Here is a 16,371-nt window from a genome sequence, read left to right as displayed (position 1 = left end):
GCGCGGCGTAACGAGGCAATGCGACACTGCGCGCCGACGTCGTTACGGAGCACCACCCATGCGTCTCGGCCTTGCCGCCAACCAGCTTCACCACGCCCATGCCAACGCGGCCTTGTTCCGTTGGCTGCACGAGTGCGAGGTGGGCATCCGCGAACTCGAGCTTGGGCTGCATGCGGTGGGACGCACCTATGACGCCATTCATCGTGCGGGTTATCTTGATCGCTATCTGCCGCTGCGCCGCTATCCCTACGGCCGCGAGGGCGGCCTGATGAAGCTGGTCGCCGAAGTGGTGGGGCTGGGGGATGACCGCGTGCTCGACGGCGCCATCTATCTCATCGATCCGGTCGATCCGTCCTCGATCTTTCCCGAGGCGATCGCGCTCAAGCGCCAGTGCGTGATCCACGGCAAGCCCTTCATCTCCACCGTGGCCACCGCGCGCGACTGGATCGAAATGGAGCGTATCCACGCGGGCCTTGCGCCGGATTCGGGTGCCAATGTCTTCCACGATCTCGAAGCGCAGACGCTGGCGTTGATCGCGCACGATGCCATGAAGCCGCAGATGCTGGCCTACGCGGCGGAGCACTTCGATGTGCTGTCGCGCTTTGCCCATCGCGTGGGTACCGGCACCACCGGCCAGCGCCTCAACGAACTGGCGTGGAGCCGCGGCTGGCCTTTGGATACGCCGTGGGTGGAGCGCTACCAGAGCGGCCCGATGGGAGGCGACGCGCAGATCGCCGACCTGGTGCTCGAACGCCGCTGCCAGCGCGCGATCTTCTTCGAGGACCCGCACGTGGCGCGTCAGCATGAGGCCGACATCCAGCTGCTCGAACGCGCGGTGACCACGCGTACCGATCACGCCGTGTGCATGACCACGCCCAAGGTCGCCGCGCGCTGGGCCGCCGCCGTGGTGTTGCGCGCCAAGGCCTGAGCGACGAAGGCGGGTGCATACTGTGCGCCTGCCGTAGTGGAGAACACCCATCCATGTGTGTGATTGCTTTTGCCTGGCATGCGCACCCGCGCTGGCGGCTGGTCTTGATCGGCAACCGCGACGAGTTCCACGCGCGGCCCAGCCTTCCGCTCGAACGCTGGGACCAGCCCGCGATCATCGCGGGCAAGGATCTGGAAGCGGGCGGCACCTGGCTGGGCGTCACCGATGATGGCCGCTGCAGCGTCGTGACCAACGTGCGCGATCCGCGCGATCCCCAGCTGGGACGGTCGCGCGGGCTGTTGTCGCTCGATTACCTGGCGGGCGACGAGGATGCGGTGACGCATGCCGAAACGCTGCTGCGCACCGCGGCCGACTATCGCCCGTTCAACCTGCTGACGTTCGATGCGACGCACGCGTTCTACATCGGCAACCGCCCCGATGCGCGCGCGCAACTGGTGGAAGCGGGCGTGCACGGTCTCTCCAACGCGGACTTCAACACGCCGTGGCCGAAAACGCGGGCGCTGATGGGACATCTGCGCGACTGGATCGAGGCGGGGCATGACGACGAATTCGCACCACTGTTCGCCGCACTCACCGATCCCCACGGCTATCCCGACGATCAGCTACCGGATACGGGCGTCGGGCTGGAGCGCGAGCGCTGGCTGTCGTCCGCCTTCATTCGCGGCGAGCGCTATGGCACGCGTGCGAGCACGGTGGTCGCCATCGGCCATGACGGTCGCGGGGTGGTGGTGGAGCGGCGCTTTGGGCCCAACGGCCATGAAGACGGCGAAACGGCGATGCCGTTCCTGCCCGTGTGACCGGCGCACACCCCTGTGGGAGCGCGCTTGCGCGCGACAAGCTGACGGAGCGGAATTCCCAATCGGCGCAGTCGCGCACAGTGCGCTCCCACAAGGGAGCGGTTATTCCCCGGACTTCTCGGGAAACTCGCCGTCCACATAGAACCAGCGGCCGTCCTCGCGCACGAAGCGGCTGACCTCATGCATGCGCTGCGCCTTGCCGCCACCGAGGCGAAGGCGGGCCACGAACTCGACCACGGCGTGGTCGCCGTCGCTCTCATGCCGCTTCACCGTGAGGCCGAGCCAGGTCGGCGCGGGCTGCTGCGCGCCCAGCTTCAGGTGTGCCGGCCGTGTGCTGTGGTGCCAACTGGCCAGCAGGTAATCTTCGCGCTTGAGCACGTACGCACTGTAACGGGAGCGCATCAGTTGCTCGGCCGTGGCGGCTGCCGCGCCCTCGTGCAGCAGGCCGCAGCAGCGGGCGTAGCCGTCGTTGTTGCCGCACGGGCAGGGAGTGAGCGTGTCGATGGCTTGAACGTAAGGGCGCATGGCAGGTCGCGGGCGCGGCAGGGGCGCCCTCTGATGCGCATCCTGACGCCATCGCGCCGAAAATGCCAATGTTGGGATGGCCCGCTTCAGCGAGTCCGCTGCCAGATCCGCAGGCGATTGTTGGCGGGCATGGTCACGTCGTCGATCAGCTCAAAACCGGCCGCTTCGGCCAGCGCATCCACTGCCTCGGCATCGCGGATGCGCATGTGCTCGCCGCGCGCCTGCAGCCAGTCGTCGAACGCGGCATTGCTCTCGCTGGTGTAGCGGCCGTCGTAGTTGAACGGGCCATAGATGGCGAGCTTCGCGTCGGTCGTGGTCACCCGTCCGAGCTGCTGGAACAGTCGTTCCACCTCGCCCCAGCTCATGATGTGCAAGGTGTTGGCACTGAACACGGCATCGTGGCCGCCGGCCGGCCACGGGCCGCTCACGTCCAGCACGAACGGCGCCGGCGTATTGGGAAGCGCGGACTCATCCAGCCATTGGCGGATGCCCGGCAGGTATTCCGGGCGATCGGTGCACTGCCACTGCAGATGCGGCATGGCCGCCGCGAAATGCACCGCGTGCTGCCCCGTGCCGCTGCCGATCTCCAGCACCTGCCGGCGATCGGCAAAGTGATTGCGCAACACCTCCAGGATCGGATCGCGGTTGCGCTCGCAGGACGGGGCGCTGGGCTTATCCACTCAAGCCGGGCGGCCGCGCAATACGCGCGCAGGCAACATCAGCATGGCGCCGAGGAACGCGAACACCGCGCCCACGGTGATACCCACCAGCCGGAACGGCAGCATCAGCAGCCACACGATCGGGTACAGCACCAGCGCAATCAGCGCGAGCGGCCAGCAGAACACCAGCAGCAACAACCAGAGCAGGAAGCCGACCATCGCGAGATCCTCATGCCGGAAATGGCGCCACTCTAGCGCAGCCCAGGTTACGGGCGTAGATGACTGATTTCACCCCATCGGGTTCACGCCGATCAGCCATGCGTGCAGCCACCAGGCGAATACCACCCAGCCCACCGCGCCGGCCGCCACGGCGATGACATCGCCCTTCACGGTGCCGGCTGGATAGACCACGCCGTCGGCGCGATCACGGCGACGCGCGCTGACGAAATCCACCGTGGCCCACAGCAGGAAGGCGCCGAACAGCACGACGTCATGCAGCATGCCGGTGGCCAGCAGATGGCCGAACGCCCACACCTTCACCCCCCCGAGCATGGGATGGCCGAGCTTGGCCTTGAGATGATTGGCGGGCACATACGCCGCGGCCACCAGCACGAACGCCAGCAACGTGAAGAGGGCGTTGAGATGGCGCAATCCCATCGGCGGCACGTACAACACCACCGGCTGCTGGCGGGCGAGTCCGAAGCCGTAGACGATCAGCACAAAGCCGGCGATGGACAGGAGCGAATAAAGCCCTTTCCAGCGCATCTCACCAAGACGTGCGCGCTGCTGCGTGCGCCAGTCGTTGTCGAAGATGCGGATGGAATGAACGCCGAGGAACAGCACCAGGCCAAGCAGGAGGAGCGCCATGAGGTCACCTTGGTGGGCAGGGTGTGCCGATCATGGCATGCCTCGCGCCAACAGGCTCTCAGCCGTGCGGAGTCACGCAGGCAAGCAGGGCCTTGGCGCCTTCGTGCAGCTCGACCGGGTTGCCATCCGGTTGCCACGCATCGCCTGCGCTGAGCGGCCCGGCAAGCGTATCGGCGGTGCCCTGGGCGAGATAGAGCAGCACGCAGTCCGCAGGCACCAGGTGACTGCCCGGCCCGGTCAACAGCTCGACCTGACCAGTGGCCTGGGTACGCCGCACCATCAGGTTGAAATCGCGCGTGCCGCCACCGGCCATTTCCACATCCACCCAGGCTTCGCCGGCGAAGGCGAACGGCACCAGCGGCATGGTGAGCGCGTGCCGCTGCTTGCCGTCGAGCGTCATGATGAAACCGGCGCCGTCGAGCAACACGATCTGGCGATCGATGCCGGGAAACGTGGAGAACGGCGAGGCGCTGTTCACTTCGGCCACGCTGATGCGCCAGACGAAATCGTCGCTGGCGTCGGCCGGAAAACGCGCGATTTCGCGCGTGACGCCCATGCCGTTCTTCCAAGGCTGGGGCGGCATGTCGGTGGCGCGAATGATGCGGCTCATGCGACTTTCTCGATCACCCGGGTGAAGGGAGGCAGCGCCCGCAGCATGCGTTCGCCGTACCGCTTGAGTACCACGCGACGGTCGAGCAGCACGATGCGGCCACGGTCGGTTTCGGTGCGGATGAGGCGGCCGCAATACTGCGTGAGCAATCGGGTCGCTTCGGGCACGGTCACTTCGATGAAGGGATTGCGGCCGCGCGATTCCAGCCATTCCGCGTAGGTCGCACCGACCGGATCGGTCGGCACGGCAAACGGCAGCTGCGTGATCACCACCGTTTCGCACAGCTTGCCCGGCAGATCCAGGCCCTCGCCGAACGAGGCGAGACCGAACAGCGTGCTGCCTTTGCCCGCTTCGACATCGACGATATGTTCGGCAACCAGTTGCGCCTTGCCCAGCGAGCCTTGCGCGCGCACCTTGCGTACGTGTTCGATGGGCAGCTTCTGCAATACCCGATCGAGCTTCATGCGCGAGGTGAACAGCACCAGGTTGCCGGCATTCCAGTCGAGGTTGTCGGCCAGCCAGTCGCAAATTTCCTGCGTGTGTTCTTCGCGTGCATCGGGAAGCGAGCGCATGGCGGGCACTTCAAGGCGCGCCTGCGTGGCGAGATCGAAAGGCGACGGCAGGCTCAGCGTGATGGAATCATCGGGCAGACCCACCGCGTCGGCGAAGCCGCGGAAATTGCCGCCCGCACTCAGAGTGGCCGAAGTCATCACCACCGCGCTGGCGTTGCCCCAGAGAATGCTGCGCAGCAGGCCGCCCGCGGAAACCGACGAGGCGTGGCAGATCAGTTGCTGGTCGTTGCTCAGGGTGACCCAGCGCGCCAGCGGTGGCGTGTTGTCGCCATCGGTCGCGGACCACGCGCGCCAGGTGCGCACCTGGCGATCGATGCGCTCGAGCGCCATGCCCAGTTCGCGTGACAAGGCCTCGTGCGTGGGACCCGTCTCGGTCATCTCCAGCACGGCGCGCCGCACGGCGCCGATCCAGCGCTCCACCTCGCCAGTGAACACGTACAACGCACGCGCGTGCTCCACCCAGGCCTCGGGCAGCTGGCCGAGCGAGCCGCGATACATCGGTTCCTGGTCGTCGGGCGAGGGCAGCCAGCTGAGGCGGATCTCCCGCTCCAGCTCTTCCAGGCTGTTGCTGAGTTCCTGCAGTTTCTGGTCGCCGGCATCCAGCGAGAGCTTGCCGATCACTTCCTTGTCGGTGAGCGAATAGGCGGCGTGGATCTGTCGGCCGAGGCGGCTGAGTTGGCGTGTCGCCGTGCTCATATAGACCTCGGCGGCGCCGCGATCGATCGCCTTCGACGGCACGTGGTGGCCTTCGTCGAAGATGTAGAGCGTTTCGTCCGGCTTGGGCAGGATCACGCCACCGAAGCCGTCTTCTTCGCGCGGCATGGTGAGATCGGCCAGCACCAGATCCTGGTTCGCCACGATGATGTCCGCGTCGCCCACGGCACGGCGTGCGGCGAAGAACGGGCACTGCATGAAATGCGCGCACTTGCGGCTGGTGCAGCCGCCGGCGCTGGTGGTGATCATCGGGCGCAGCACATCGCTGATCGGTTCGGGCGCCGAATCGATATCGCCGTCCCATTCGTGCCGGTCGAACAGATCCACCAGCTTGGACAGGGCTTTCTTGTCGCGCTCCTGCGGCGGCTTGGTCCACAGCGCTAGATCGGCATCGAAGCCCAGGCCCATCTGCGAGGTTTCGCTGAGGCTGTTGCTGGCCATCGCCAGGTTGCGCGGGCACAGGTAACGGCCACGGCCCTTCGCCAGCGCCACCTTGGCCTCGGTGCCATTGAGCTTGAGATAGAGCGGAATATCGCGCTGGACCAACTGTTCCTGCAGCGCCACGGTAGCGGTGGCGATCAGCAGCTTCTTCTTCTGCGCCCGCGCCACCTCGACACCCGCGATGAGATACGCCATCGACTTGCCGGTACCCGTAGGCGCCTCGATCACCGCCGCACCGCCCTCCTGCGCCAGCGCCTTGGCCACCTCGGCAATCATCTTTCCTTGCGACGCACGCGCCCGGAAGCCGGGCAGGCCATCCTTGAGGCGCGTATAGGAAGCGCGGATCGCGTCTTTGGTGGTATCGGTCAGCATCGGGCGGGTCGGGCGCGAATCGGCGCGTCGGAGCTGCATTCTCGCATGCCTGCGCCAGCCCTGCCGGCGTGCAGGGACTCGATCTAAAAGAGCGGTTCGCAGCCTTGCCGGTTTACCGCGAGGCGTTGATCGCCAACGCCACCGCTTCCGCCACGCGAATCCCATCCACCGCAGCGGAAAGAATCCCGCCCGCGTAACCGGCGCCTTCACCGGCCGGGTAGAGGCCGCGTGTGTTCAAGCTCTGGTAGTCCTCGCCGCGGCGGATGCGTACCGGCGACGAGGTGCGCGTTTCCACGCCGGTGAGCACGGCGTCGTGCATCGCATAGCCCTTGATCTGGCGGTCGAATGCCGGCAGCGCTTCGCGGATGGCTTCGATGGCGTAGTCGGGCAGGGCTGCTGCGAGATCGGTGAGATGCACGCCGGGCTTGTACGAGGGCTGCACGGTGCCGAATTCCGCGGAGGGGCAGCCCTTGATGAAGTCGCCGACCAGCTGGCCCGGCGCGCTGTAATCGCGGCCGCCGAGTTCATAGGCACGCGATTCGAGTGCCCGTTGCAGGGCAATACCCGCCAACGGGCTGCCGCTGTCGTCGAAAGCAGCAAAATCACTGGGCTCGATGCCCACCACGACGGCCGCGTTCGCATTGCGTTCGTTGCGCGAATACTGGCTCATGCCGTTGGTGACGACGCGTTCGGGTTCCGACGCGGCGGCAACCACGGTGCCGCCCGGGCACATGCAGAAACTGTAGACCGAGCGGCCATTCTTGCAGTGATGCACGAGTTTGTAGTCGGCAGCGCCGAGAATGGGATGGCCCGCCTGCGGGCCGAAGCGCGCCTGGTCGATGATCGACTGCGGGTGCTCCACGCGGAAGCCGATCGAGAACGGCTTGGCTTCCATGTAGACGCCGCGATCGTGCAGCATGAAGAAGGTGTCGCGCGCGCTGTGGCCCACCGCGAGCACCACATGCTCGCTCAGCAACTGCTCGCCGCTCGCCAGCACCACGCCGCGAAGCTGGCGCGTGCCGTCCGGCGCGGTGTCCACCAGCACATCGTCCACGCGCTGGGTGAAACGGATTTCGCCACCGAGTGCCTCGATGGTCTCGCGCATGGCCTCCACCATCGTGACGAGGCGGAACGTGCCGATATGCGGCTTGCTGACGTAGAGAATCTCTTCGGGCGCACCGGCCTTCACGAACTCGGTCAGCACCTTGCGGCCATGGTGATGCGGATCGGAGATCTGGCTGTGCAGCTTGCCATCGGAGAACGTGCCCGCGCCGCCTTCACCGAACTGCACATTGGATTCCGGCTCCAGCTGGCGCTTGCGCCACAGACCCCAGGTATCCGCGGTGCGCTCGCGCACGGCCTTGCCGCGGTCGAGGATGATCGGCCGGTAGCCCATCTGCGCCAGCAGCAAACCGGCGAACAGGCCGCACGGGCCGAGGCCGATCACGATCGGGCGCTGCTTGAGGTCGGTCGGTGCCTGCGCCACGAAGCGATAGCTCGTGTCGGGCGTGGGTTGCACGTGCTTGTCGCCGGCGTGGCGCTTGAGCAGCCCGGCCTCATCGGCCACGTCCACGTCCAGCGTGTAGATCAGCTGGATATGGCCGCGCTTGCGTGCGTCGTAGCCGCGCCGGAACACCGAGACGTTGCGCAAGCCGTCCTTGCCCAGGCCAAGCTTGGCGCGGACGGCGGCCTCGATGGCGCCCTCGGCGTGGTCCAGCGGGAGCTTGATGTCGGTGAGTCGGATCATGCGGCGGGGTGTTCAGGCGGTCGTGGTTGACCATTTTCGCATGACTTGCAGATGGCGGCCCGCTTGGAAGCTTGTCGCGCACAAGTGCGCTCCCACAAGGCCCCGCAACCTTGTGGGAGCGCGCTTGCGCGCGACTCACGCTGGCGAGGCGTTCAGCCCTCGGCCGCCACCTGCCGCAAGGTCTGTTCGAACACTTCCGGCGGCTGGCCGCCCTGCACCAGGTAGCGGTCGTTGATGATCACCGACGGCACGGCCCGGATGCCCTGCGACTGGTAGAACTGTTCCTGCGCGCGCACGTCCTGCGCGTAGCGGTCTTCGTCCAGCACGCGGCGAGCTTCGGTGGCGTCCAGGCCCACCGACGCGGCCACGTCCACCAGCACGTCGCGCGAGCTCACGTCGCGGCCGTCGGTGAAATACGCTGCCAGCAGCGCCTGCTTGAGTTCGGCCTGGCTGCCTTCGAGCGCGGCCCAGTGCAGCAGGCGATGCGCATCGAAGGTGTTCACGATGCGGTTGCGCTTGTCCATGTTGAAGGTGAAGCCGAGCGCCGCGCCGCGTTCGCGGATGACTTCCCGGTTCTGCTCGATCTGCGCGGGCGAGCTGCCGTACTTGTGCGCGATGTGCTCGAGGATGTCTTCGCCTTCGGGCGCCATCTGCGGGTTCAGCTCGAACGGCTGGAAATGCAGTTCCACCGCCACGTCGTCGCCCAGCTTCGCGAGCGCCTGTTCCAGCGATTTGAGGCCGACGGCGCACCACGGGCACACCACGTCGGAGACGAAGTCGATCTTGATGGGGGTGGGGCTGGCCATGGCGGGGTCCTCGATGCGATCCCCGCTTAATGGGTTCGGTCGCGTCGGACATCAAGTGGCAGCGCGGCCCCCAAAATGAACGGGGCGGCGAGGACACGAGGGTCCCCGCCGCCCCGGTATTTCTTGCGGCGGTTTACGGCTTGCCCATGAAATCCATCTTGCCCAGCTCCGCGCCGGCTTCGCGCAGGATCGCGTACGCCGTGGTGCAGTGGAAGAACACGTTCGGGATCACGAAATGCAGCAGGTAGCCCTGACCTTCGAAGTGCTGCTCGCTGGTGCGCATCTTCAGCGTGATGGCGCGGGTTTCGCTGCCGTCGATCTGCTCGGCCTTGAAGCTCTTGATGTAGTCGATGGCGCGCTCGATGCGCGCATGCAGTTCGGCGAAGGTGGTTTCGTTGTCTTCGAACTTCAGCGGGTCCACGCCGGCCAGGCGCGCGCAGGCGTTCTTGGCCATGTCGGTGGCGATCTGCACCTGGCTGGTCAGCGGCAGCATGTCGGCGGTGAGGCGCGCCTGCAGCAGCAGCGAAGGCTCGAACTTGCGGGCGTGCGCATGCGCCTCGCCTTTGCGCAGCACGTGTTGCAGGTTGCTCAGTGCGCGCAGGAAAACGGGAACGGAAGCCTGGTACATCGACAAAGTCATGGGGAATGCTCCGGTGTTTCGGGGGAAGTGATGGTGGCTTGCAAAGGGACGACCGAGGACGGTTCGCCCGGAATCGTATTAGGCAACGGCTCCTCGCGCGTGGCGAGGTCGTGGGTGTGCCGCGTCGCGCGCAGCGCGATCACCGTGCCGATGGCCAGTAGCACGGCAGACAACACGAAGGCGAGGCCGGGCAGGTGGTAGGGCGAGGTCGGCGAGATCGACAACGAGAACACCTGGGCGAACAGGAAGGGGCCGAAAATGCCCGCAAAACTGGCCAGGCTGCTGATTGCGCCTTGCAGCCGGCCCTGTTCCGCCGGGTCCACTTCATGCGTCATCAACGACTGGATGGGCGGCTGCGACAGTCCCCACAGCGCCATCAACGGAATACCCAGCAGAAACGCAAAACCCGTGTTGGCCAGGCCCATCACCAGGAACGAGCCGATGCCGCAGAGCATGCCGCCCAGCATCAGCCGCCGTTCGCCGAAGCGCGGCGCCAGACGCCGCGTGAGCACCGCCTGCACGAAACCATCGCAGGCGCCGACCAGCATCAACACATAACCGACCGCCTGCGGGCCCCAGTGATAGCGATAGTCCGCGTACAGCACGAAGGTGGTCTGCAACACGTAGTGCGCCAGATACACCAGGAACATCACCACCGCCAGACGCATCACCAGCGGATAGCGTGCCAGCAGTTTCAGCGAGCCCAGCGGGTGCGCGCTATGCATTTCGAAACGCGGCGTGCGGCGTTCCTTGGGCAGCGATTCCGGCAGCACGAAGAAGCCGTATAGGAAATTGCACGCCGCCAAGCCACCGGCCACCCAGAACGGCAGGCGCAGATGGATGTCCCCCAGAAAGCCGCCCAGCCCCGGCCCGATGATGAAGCCCAGGCCGAACGCGCTGCCGAGGATGCCGTAAGCCGCGGCGCGCTTTTCCTTGGGCGTGATATCGGCGATGTATGCATTGGCGGTGGTGAAGCTGGCGGCCGTCATGCCCAGCACCACGCGAGCCACGAACAGCAGCCACAGCGTGGGCGCCAGCGCCAGCACGAAGAAATCGATGGCCAGCCCGGCATTGGAAATCAGGATCACCGGGCGGCGGCCGAAGCGATCGGACAGCGCCCCCTGCACCGGCGAAAAGGCGAACTGCACGATCGCGAACACCGTGCTGAACACGCCCACCCACCACGCCGCGTTGGCGATGCCGCCGCCGGCGAGCTGTTCGATCAAATGGGGCAGCACCGGGATGACGATGCCGAACGCCAGCATGTCCAGCACCACGGTGACGAAAATGAACGCGAGCGCGGCGCGGCGGCGCGGATGGAGCTCGGTGTCGGAGGTCGGGTCCATGGGGCTGGCTGGCAGTGAGAGGCGCACGATAGCCGATTACGTATGACGCTGTGTGTGCAGTGCAGAAGAGGCCACCCACCACTTTGTGGGAGCGCACTTGTGCGCGACAGCCAGCCGGCGGTGCGATCGGAGATGCCGCTGTCGCGCACAAGTGCGCTCCCACAGGGGGTTACGGTTGAACTAGCCCTGCGGCGGCTGCGTCAGCTCGCGTGCATCGAGGTACCCATCGTGGTTCCGATCGAGCTTGTGGAACTGCCGGCGCAGGTTGTCCTGGAACTGCTTGAGGGTGACCGGTTTGCCATGGCCGCCGGGCAGCTCGTCGGCTTCCAGCACGCCGTCGCCGTTGCTGTCGAGGCGATGGAAGCCTTCGCTCAGGTGCGCCACGTACTCCGCTTCGCTCACCCGGCCATCGCCGTCGGTGTCGAACTCCCGCAGATACTCGGCCGGCGTGGCCTGCGCCCAGGCGAGCAGCGGCGCCAAGCCAGCGCAGGCCAGCAGCGCCAGGCGGAGCGGCTGGCGCAGGATCATGCGGCCTCGGTCCGGCGGCGCAGCACCGCCAGCGGCTGTGCCCAGGTGGCGCCGGGGCGGCGCTTGCTGGTGACCAGGGTGAGGTCGCTGGGCTGGAACACGTTGATGTTGTGCGTGGCCGGCGTGGTGAGGATGTACTGGGCGCGGGTGGACTTGAGGAAGGCGCCCACCTTGTCGATGTTGAAGATGTCCAGGTGCGCGAACGGTTCGTCGATGAAGACGAAGCCGCCGGGGCGATCCTCGTCGCGCATCAACGCCACCAGCAACAACAGCGACTTCATCACCTGCTGGCCGCCGGAGGCTTCGCCGTCGTCCATGCCGATCCAGCCCTTCTTGTCGAATTCGAAGCGCACGTTGAGGCCGGCCTGCGCCAACGCCAGGTCTTCGTTCACCAGTTCGGGCAGTTCCGTTTCCACGCCGATGCCAGCCAGATCCGCCAGCACCTTCAGATTGCGCGCATAGCGTTTGACCGTGTTGCGCAGCACGTTGAGATAAGCGGCGCGCGCTTCGGTGGTGATGCGGCCGGCGCGCTCCAGGTGCACGCGACGACGCTGCAGATCGTCGCGCAGGCCTTCGTGGTCGTTGGCGTACTTGTCGCGCAGCGGCAGCACGCCGTCGTCGGTTTCCCAATGGCCTTCGTTGAGGCGGCGCTCGATGCGGTCGATCTCGCGGCGTACGGCGGCCGGCGATTCGTAACGCTCGCGCAGATCCAGCATGGCACGTCGCGAACGATGCACAGGTCGCACATGGCTGCGCTTGTGGCGGAAGGCCTTGAGGCGATCCACTTGTTCGTTGCGATACTGCGCGAACTGGCGCGCGCTATCGGCCAGCTGCTGCTGGGCTTGTTTGTGTTCGCGCGCTTCGTTGTCGCGCTGGCGCGAGTTCTGCTGGCGCTTTTCGCGCACGCCCTCGTAGTGCGCCTCGGCCGCAGCATAACTGTCGGCGCAGCGCTGCACATCGTCCTGCAGCGCGGACTGCGCCTCGTGCGCCGCAGCGAATTCGTCGGCGCGATCGGCCAGCTGGTTGCTGGCGTTGGCGCCGCGCAGCAGACCTTCGGCGTCGCTGGCTTGTTCCTGGAACGTCTTGCACTTGTCGCCGATGGCGCGCAGCTGCTTCTCGATCTGCTGCAGGCGTTCCTCGCCCTCGCGCAGCTGGCGTTCGCGCGCCGCGCTGCCGAAGTACACGTCGTCCACGCCCAGGTGGCGGCCGCCACGACGCTCGCGGAAATAGCCCTGCGGGGTGATCCAGTCCTGTTCCTTGCCGAGCTTGGCACCATCGCTCACGTCTTCCACGCGGCGGATGCGATCGAGCTGGCGCAGCAGCCATTCGGGTGCGGCCGCGGTGAAGTCGACCACTTCGAGCAGCGAACCGCGGGTGGGCGCTGTGGTCGGCGCGCGTTCGGCCACCACGAAATGCTTGTAGCGGTGTTGCTCGCCCAGGCGCCAGGCGGCCTCGCGATCGCGCGGATGGTCGAGCAGCACCACGTGGCGATAGCCGGCGAGCACGGCTTCCACCGCCGCCTGCCAGCGTGGCTCGCTGATCTCCACGATCTCGCTCAACATGCTGTGGCCGATGCCGGCATCGTCCAGCGCACGGCGGAACGACTGCTCGAACTCCGGCGTGTAGCGCTGGCCGCGGCGCCAGGCGCCGAGCTGGGCGGTGAGCGTCGACAGCTGCTCGCGCAAGCGCGCTTCGTCATTCTGCAGACGGCCGAGCTGGCTGCGTGCCTCGACCAGCAGCTTGCCCTGGCTTTCGTGATCGGCGCCATCCTGTTCGGCAACCAGCTTGCGCAAGTGTTGTTCCTGCTTGAGCAAGGTGGCGTTCTCGGTTTCGGCGCGGCGTGCGTCGTCGAGTTGCTGCTTGGCCTGCTGGCGTGCCTGGTCGGCCACGTGCTGCTCGCCGCGCAGCGATTCCTCATGCGCGTCGAGCGATTGCAGTCGCGCCTGAAGCTCGACATCGCGTGCCGAGAGATCGCGGCATTTGCGCTTCAGGCCCAGCAACTGCGGACGTGCGCCGCGGATGGCCGCGTGCAGTTCGGCCAGTTCGGTGCGCGGCAGCGTTTCGGCGACGAGATCGGCGTGTTCGCTCTTGAGCGCATCCCATTCCTGCCACGAGCGCACGCGGCCTTCGGCTTCCTGCAGGCTCACGCCGATCAGCGAGAGCTGGTGTTCCAGGCCGTGCAGTTCGCGGTCGGCTTCCGCCTGTTCGTTGCGGGCGCGCTGATAATCTTCCAGCACGGCCTTGTCGCCGAACACATCGAACACCAGGTCCAGCAATGCCTTGGGCGGCAGCTGGCAGAGTTTGTCGGTGGCACCCTGTTCCAGCGTCAGCACGCGGCGGATCGCCTGCGACAGGCCGGCACCTTCCAGCCGCACGCGGTATTCGCGCAGGCCGAGGAAGTCGTTGCGCGCTTCGATCTCGTCCACGCTGACGTCGCCGCCCATCACGGCGTACTGGCGTTGCCACTCGCCGCCTTTCTTCTGGATGCGCACGGCCAGCGTCACTTCGCTGTCCATGATCGGGAAGAACGGACGCTCGCCGCGCGGCCCCGGCACGTTGCCCACGCGTGCGCGCAACCACGCGAACGGCTTGCCGTTGTGGCGCAGGTAGCTCTTGTAGTCGCGGTTGCCGGCGCAGTCGATGGTCAGCAGCGTGCGCAGCGCATCGAGCAGGGTGGTCTTGCCCGAACCATTGGGGCCGACCACGGTGACGATATTGGTATCCAGCGGCAGGCTGAAGCGCTGCCAGTAGTCCCAGTGGATGACTTCGAGGCTGCGGAAATCAAACATCGTGGGTCACTTCGCTGTCTTCAGTTTCGTCGGTGTCGTCGTAGAGAGGCTCATCGTCGCTGCCTAGGTCTTCGCGTGGCGTGAGCCCGGCCAGCAGATCGCTCAAGGCGCCGTCGAGGATGCGCCGTGCAGTGCGTTCGTAGTCGAACACCAGATCCAGCAACGGACCTTCGGCCAGCTCGCCCTTGCGACGCACGATGAAGCCGTGGCGCGAGAGCAGCCCCAGGTTGAAGTTCACCCGCGTCTTGCCGCCCAGCTTGTCGCCGAAGTCCGCCAGCAGCGTGCGCTCGGCCACGATGGGCGAGAGCGAGGCGTCGCGCGAGATCGGCTTGCCTTCGGCGAACATCTGCGTCTGCGAGGCATCCGCTTCGGCCTGCTGGCGTTCCAGCTGGCGCTGGCGCTTGGGCAGCACGATCAGCGCCCACAGCACTACCAGCAACGCCACGGCATCGCGGTCCAGTTGCAAGGTGTTGGAGATCCAGCTGTCGCTGCCGCCGAACACGTGCTTCTCGTTGGCGCGCGCTACGGCCACGCCGATGTACGCGGAATAGGGATGCTCGCGCAGCTCCAGGCCCACGGCGGCCAGGCGGCGATCCAGCTCTTCGCGGAACGCTTCGTCCAGCAACACCTTGCGTGCCTGCGTGTCCTCGCGCGGCAGCCAGCGTTGGGAAAGCAGTCGCGCGACCAGCGCAGCGGTTTCATCATGCATGTTTCTTGTCCTTGCGTGGATGCAGGCGACCCGCGCTCACCAGCGCGATCGTCGCCAGGCCCGGATCGACCAGGCGTGCTTCGATTTCCAGTTTCAGCGGCAGGCGTGCGAGGTCCGCTGTCGGACCTTGCAGCGCGGACGATTCGGGATCGCCCACCAGACCGAGGAGCGAGAGACGATAGGCGCTCAGCGCGTAGTCGTCGCCGCGCAGGGCATCGCTCAATTCCATCGGGTTCGTCAGCGCTGCCAGTTCGCCATGCCAATCGAGCAACGGCGAGAGATCTTCCTCGTCGATCGGCAGGTCGTGGGTGGTCGGCGTGCTTTCCGCGTTGGGCAGCGCGTTGCTTTCGGCGGCGGCGCGTTCGCGTTCGAGCAGTTCGTACTCGGCCACGTCCAGTGCAATCTGGTCCTGCAGGAACGGCGGCTGGATCGGCAGCATGGCCGCTTCGTCCGCGTGCTGCGCCAGCGCATCGGGCGTAAGCGAACGCAGCCACGCCACCAGATCGGAAGAGGAAAGCCCAGTGCGGCCCAGGTGCACGCGATGCTGGTCGATCTTGTTGAGCTCGCGCTGGAAGATGCCCGCCTGGCGCAGCAGTGCGCTCTGCGCGCGGCCCACGGCCTGGGCGAGCCGGTGCGTGGAAGAGTCGAGATCCTCGCTGTCGGCAATCGCGCTGACGACTTCGGTGCCTTTCTCCACCCACGTCCACACCGAGTCGAGCCGTTGCGCGGCGCGGCGAATGCGATGTTCGGACCCGGATAGCACGGCACGGTCGAAGTCTTCCTTCAGCTCCGACAGGCGCGAGAGCAGATGCGCCAGTTCGTCGGCGGAAACGCGACCCACCGCTTGCCCCGCCGCGAGCTGGGCGGTGATGTAGCCGAGGCCGTCTTCGTCGTCGCGCTCGAATTCCAGCAGCGTGGAGACGGCGGCCAGCGCCTTGCGGCCCAGTGGGCTCACGCGATAGCGCAGCGTTTCGTTGTCCCAGGTGAGCAGCTCGTGTTCCTTCAGGCGCTGCACCACCGTTTCCAGCTTCACCGGCTCGACGAAGGCGAGCTGCTCGCGGATCTCCGGCGGCGTCCACTCCGGCGCGTGGGCGCGCGCGCCCAGCGTGCGCAGCACCAGCAGGCGCAGCAGCACCTGCGCCTCGCTGCCGTGGAACAGCGCGTTGAACGCGCGCAGCAGCGAGCGTCCGCGCAGCAACGGAAACACCGCCGGGATATCTTCGGCGCTAATGCCTTCGCGCAATACGTCCTGCAGACGCTCGTCGGCGTCCGGACTGTCCAGCAGCTGCATCAGGGACGC

The 16,371-nt window shown here is 66.6% G+C and carries 16 protein-coding genes; 2 read left to right on the top strand and 14 right to left on the bottom strand.

Translation table 11 applies throughout. The annotated features are described in order from the left end of the window. The first annotated feature begins 58 nt into the window (after positions 1 to 58). Both ISP20_RS14180 and ISP20_RS14175 read left to right on the top strand, forming a co-directional pair. The gene (locus ISP20_RS14180) at positions 59 to 928 is read left to right on the top strand and encodes a methylglyoxal synthase (RefSeq protein WP_204636760.1); all 870 of its coding nucleotides are present in this window, start codon (positions 59 to 61) and stop codon (positions 926 to 928) included. Positions 929 to 981: 53 nt separating this feature from the next. Further along, a complete protein-coding gene (locus ISP20_RS14175; protein WP_204636759.1) occupies positions 982 to 1,746 on the top strand; it encodes an NRDE family protein in 765 nt (254 codons plus the stop codon). Positions 1,747 to 1,848: 102 nt separating this feature from the next. Here ISP20_RS14175 and ISP20_RS14170 read toward each other — a convergent pair whose 3' ends face one another. The 14 genes from ISP20_RS14170 to ISP20_RS14105 form a co-directional block, all read right to left on the bottom strand. After that, entirely contained in the window at positions 1,849 to 2,271 is a 423-nt protein-coding gene (locus tag ISP20_RS14170) for a YchJ family protein (RefSeq protein ID WP_204636758.1), read from the bottom strand. An 86-nt stretch (positions 2,272 to 2,357) separates the two neighbouring features. Further along, complete coding sequence (locus ISP20_RS14165) at positions 2,358 to 2,951, bottom strand: DUF938 domain-containing protein (RefSeq protein WP_204636757.1); 594 nt, start codon at positions 2,949 to 2,951, stop codon at positions 2,358 to 2,360. Further along, entirely contained in the window at positions 2,952 to 3,149 is a 198-nt protein-coding gene (locus tag ISP20_RS14160) for a hypothetical protein (protein WP_204636756.1), read from the bottom strand. 69 nt (positions 3,150 to 3,218) lie between these two features. Next, positions 3,219 to 3,797 carry an NnrU family protein gene (locus ISP20_RS14155; protein ID WP_204636755.1) on the bottom strand — a complete coding sequence of 193 codons (579 nt, stop codon included), beginning with the start codon at positions 3,795 to 3,797 and terminating at the stop codon, positions 3,219 to 3,221. Positions 3,798 to 3,855: 58 nt separating this feature from the next. Further along, positions 3,856 to 4,407, bottom strand: a complete 552-nt coding sequence (locus ISP20_RS14150; RefSeq protein ID WP_204636754.1) for a HutD/Ves family protein — start codon at positions 4,405 to 4,407, stop codon at positions 3,856 to 3,858. Continuing rightward, positions 4,404 to 6,506 (bottom strand): ATP-dependent DNA helicase DinG, encoded by a 2,103-nt coding sequence (gene dinG / locus ISP20_RS14145; RefSeq protein WP_204636875.1) that lies wholly within the window; start codon positions 6,504 to 6,506, stop codon positions 4,404 to 4,406. The genes ISP20_RS14150 and dinG overlap by 4 nt, the downstream gene beginning before the upstream one ends. Before the next feature lie 112 nt (positions 6,507 to 6,618). Then, positions 6,619 to 8,253, bottom strand: coding sequence for an NAD(P)/FAD-dependent oxidoreductase (locus tag ISP20_RS14140; protein WP_204636752.1), 1,635 nt, complete (start codon positions 8,251 to 8,253; stop codon positions 6,619 to 6,621). 152 nt (positions 8,254 to 8,405) lie between these two features. Beyond that, complete coding sequence (locus tag ISP20_RS14135) at positions 8,406 to 9,059, bottom strand: DsbA family oxidoreductase (protein ID WP_204636751.1); 654 nt, start codon at positions 9,057 to 9,059, stop codon at positions 8,406 to 8,408. 133 nt (positions 9,060 to 9,192) lie between these two features. Then, positions 9,193 to 9,699, bottom strand: a complete 507-nt coding sequence (locus ISP20_RS14130; protein WP_204636750.1) for a DUF1993 domain-containing protein — start codon at positions 9,697 to 9,699, stop codon at positions 9,193 to 9,195. Beyond that, positions 9,696 to 11,045, bottom strand: coding sequence for a TCR/Tet family MFS transporter (locus ISP20_RS14125; protein ID WP_204636748.1), 1,350 nt, complete (start codon positions 11,043 to 11,045; stop codon positions 9,696 to 9,698). Before ISP20_RS14125 ends, ISP20_RS14130 begins: the two co-directional genes overlap by 4 nt. 180 nt (positions 11,046 to 11,225) lie before the next feature. After that, positions 11,226 to 11,573: an EF-hand domain-containing protein gene (locus tag ISP20_RS14120; RefSeq protein ID WP_239535892.1), complete on the bottom strand. Its 348-nt coding sequence runs from the start codon at positions 11,571 to 11,573 to the stop codon at positions 11,226 to 11,228. Then, positions 11,570 to 14,362 carry an AAA family ATPase gene (locus tag ISP20_RS14115; protein WP_204636747.1) on the bottom strand — a complete coding sequence of 931 codons (2,793 nt, stop codon included), beginning with the start codon at positions 14,360 to 14,362 and terminating at the stop codon, positions 11,570 to 11,572. The genes ISP20_RS14120 and ISP20_RS14115 overlap by 4 nt, the downstream gene beginning before the upstream one ends. Further along, the gene (locus ISP20_RS14110) at positions 14,355 to 15,071 is read right to left on the bottom strand and encodes a hypothetical protein (protein WP_204636746.1); all 717 of its coding nucleotides are present in this window, start codon (positions 15,069 to 15,071) and stop codon (positions 14,355 to 14,357) included. Before ISP20_RS14110 ends, ISP20_RS14115 begins: the two co-directional genes overlap by 8 nt. After that, positions 15,064 to 16,362, bottom strand: a complete 1,299-nt coding sequence (locus tag ISP20_RS14105) for a hypothetical protein (protein WP_204636745.1) — start codon at positions 16,360 to 16,362, stop codon at positions 15,064 to 15,066. Before ISP20_RS14105 ends, ISP20_RS14110 begins: the two co-directional genes overlap by 8 nt. Between the last annotated feature and the right edge of the window lie 9 nt (positions 16,363 to 16,371).

Source organism: Dyella kyungheensis, assembly GCF_016905005.1.
Classification (GTDB): Bacteria; Pseudomonadota; Gammaproteobacteria; order Xanthomonadales; family Rhodanobacteraceae; genus Dyella; species Dyella kyungheensis.
Note: the sequence above shows the minus strand (reverse complement) of the source record. Positions and strands in the feature narration are given on the sequence as shown.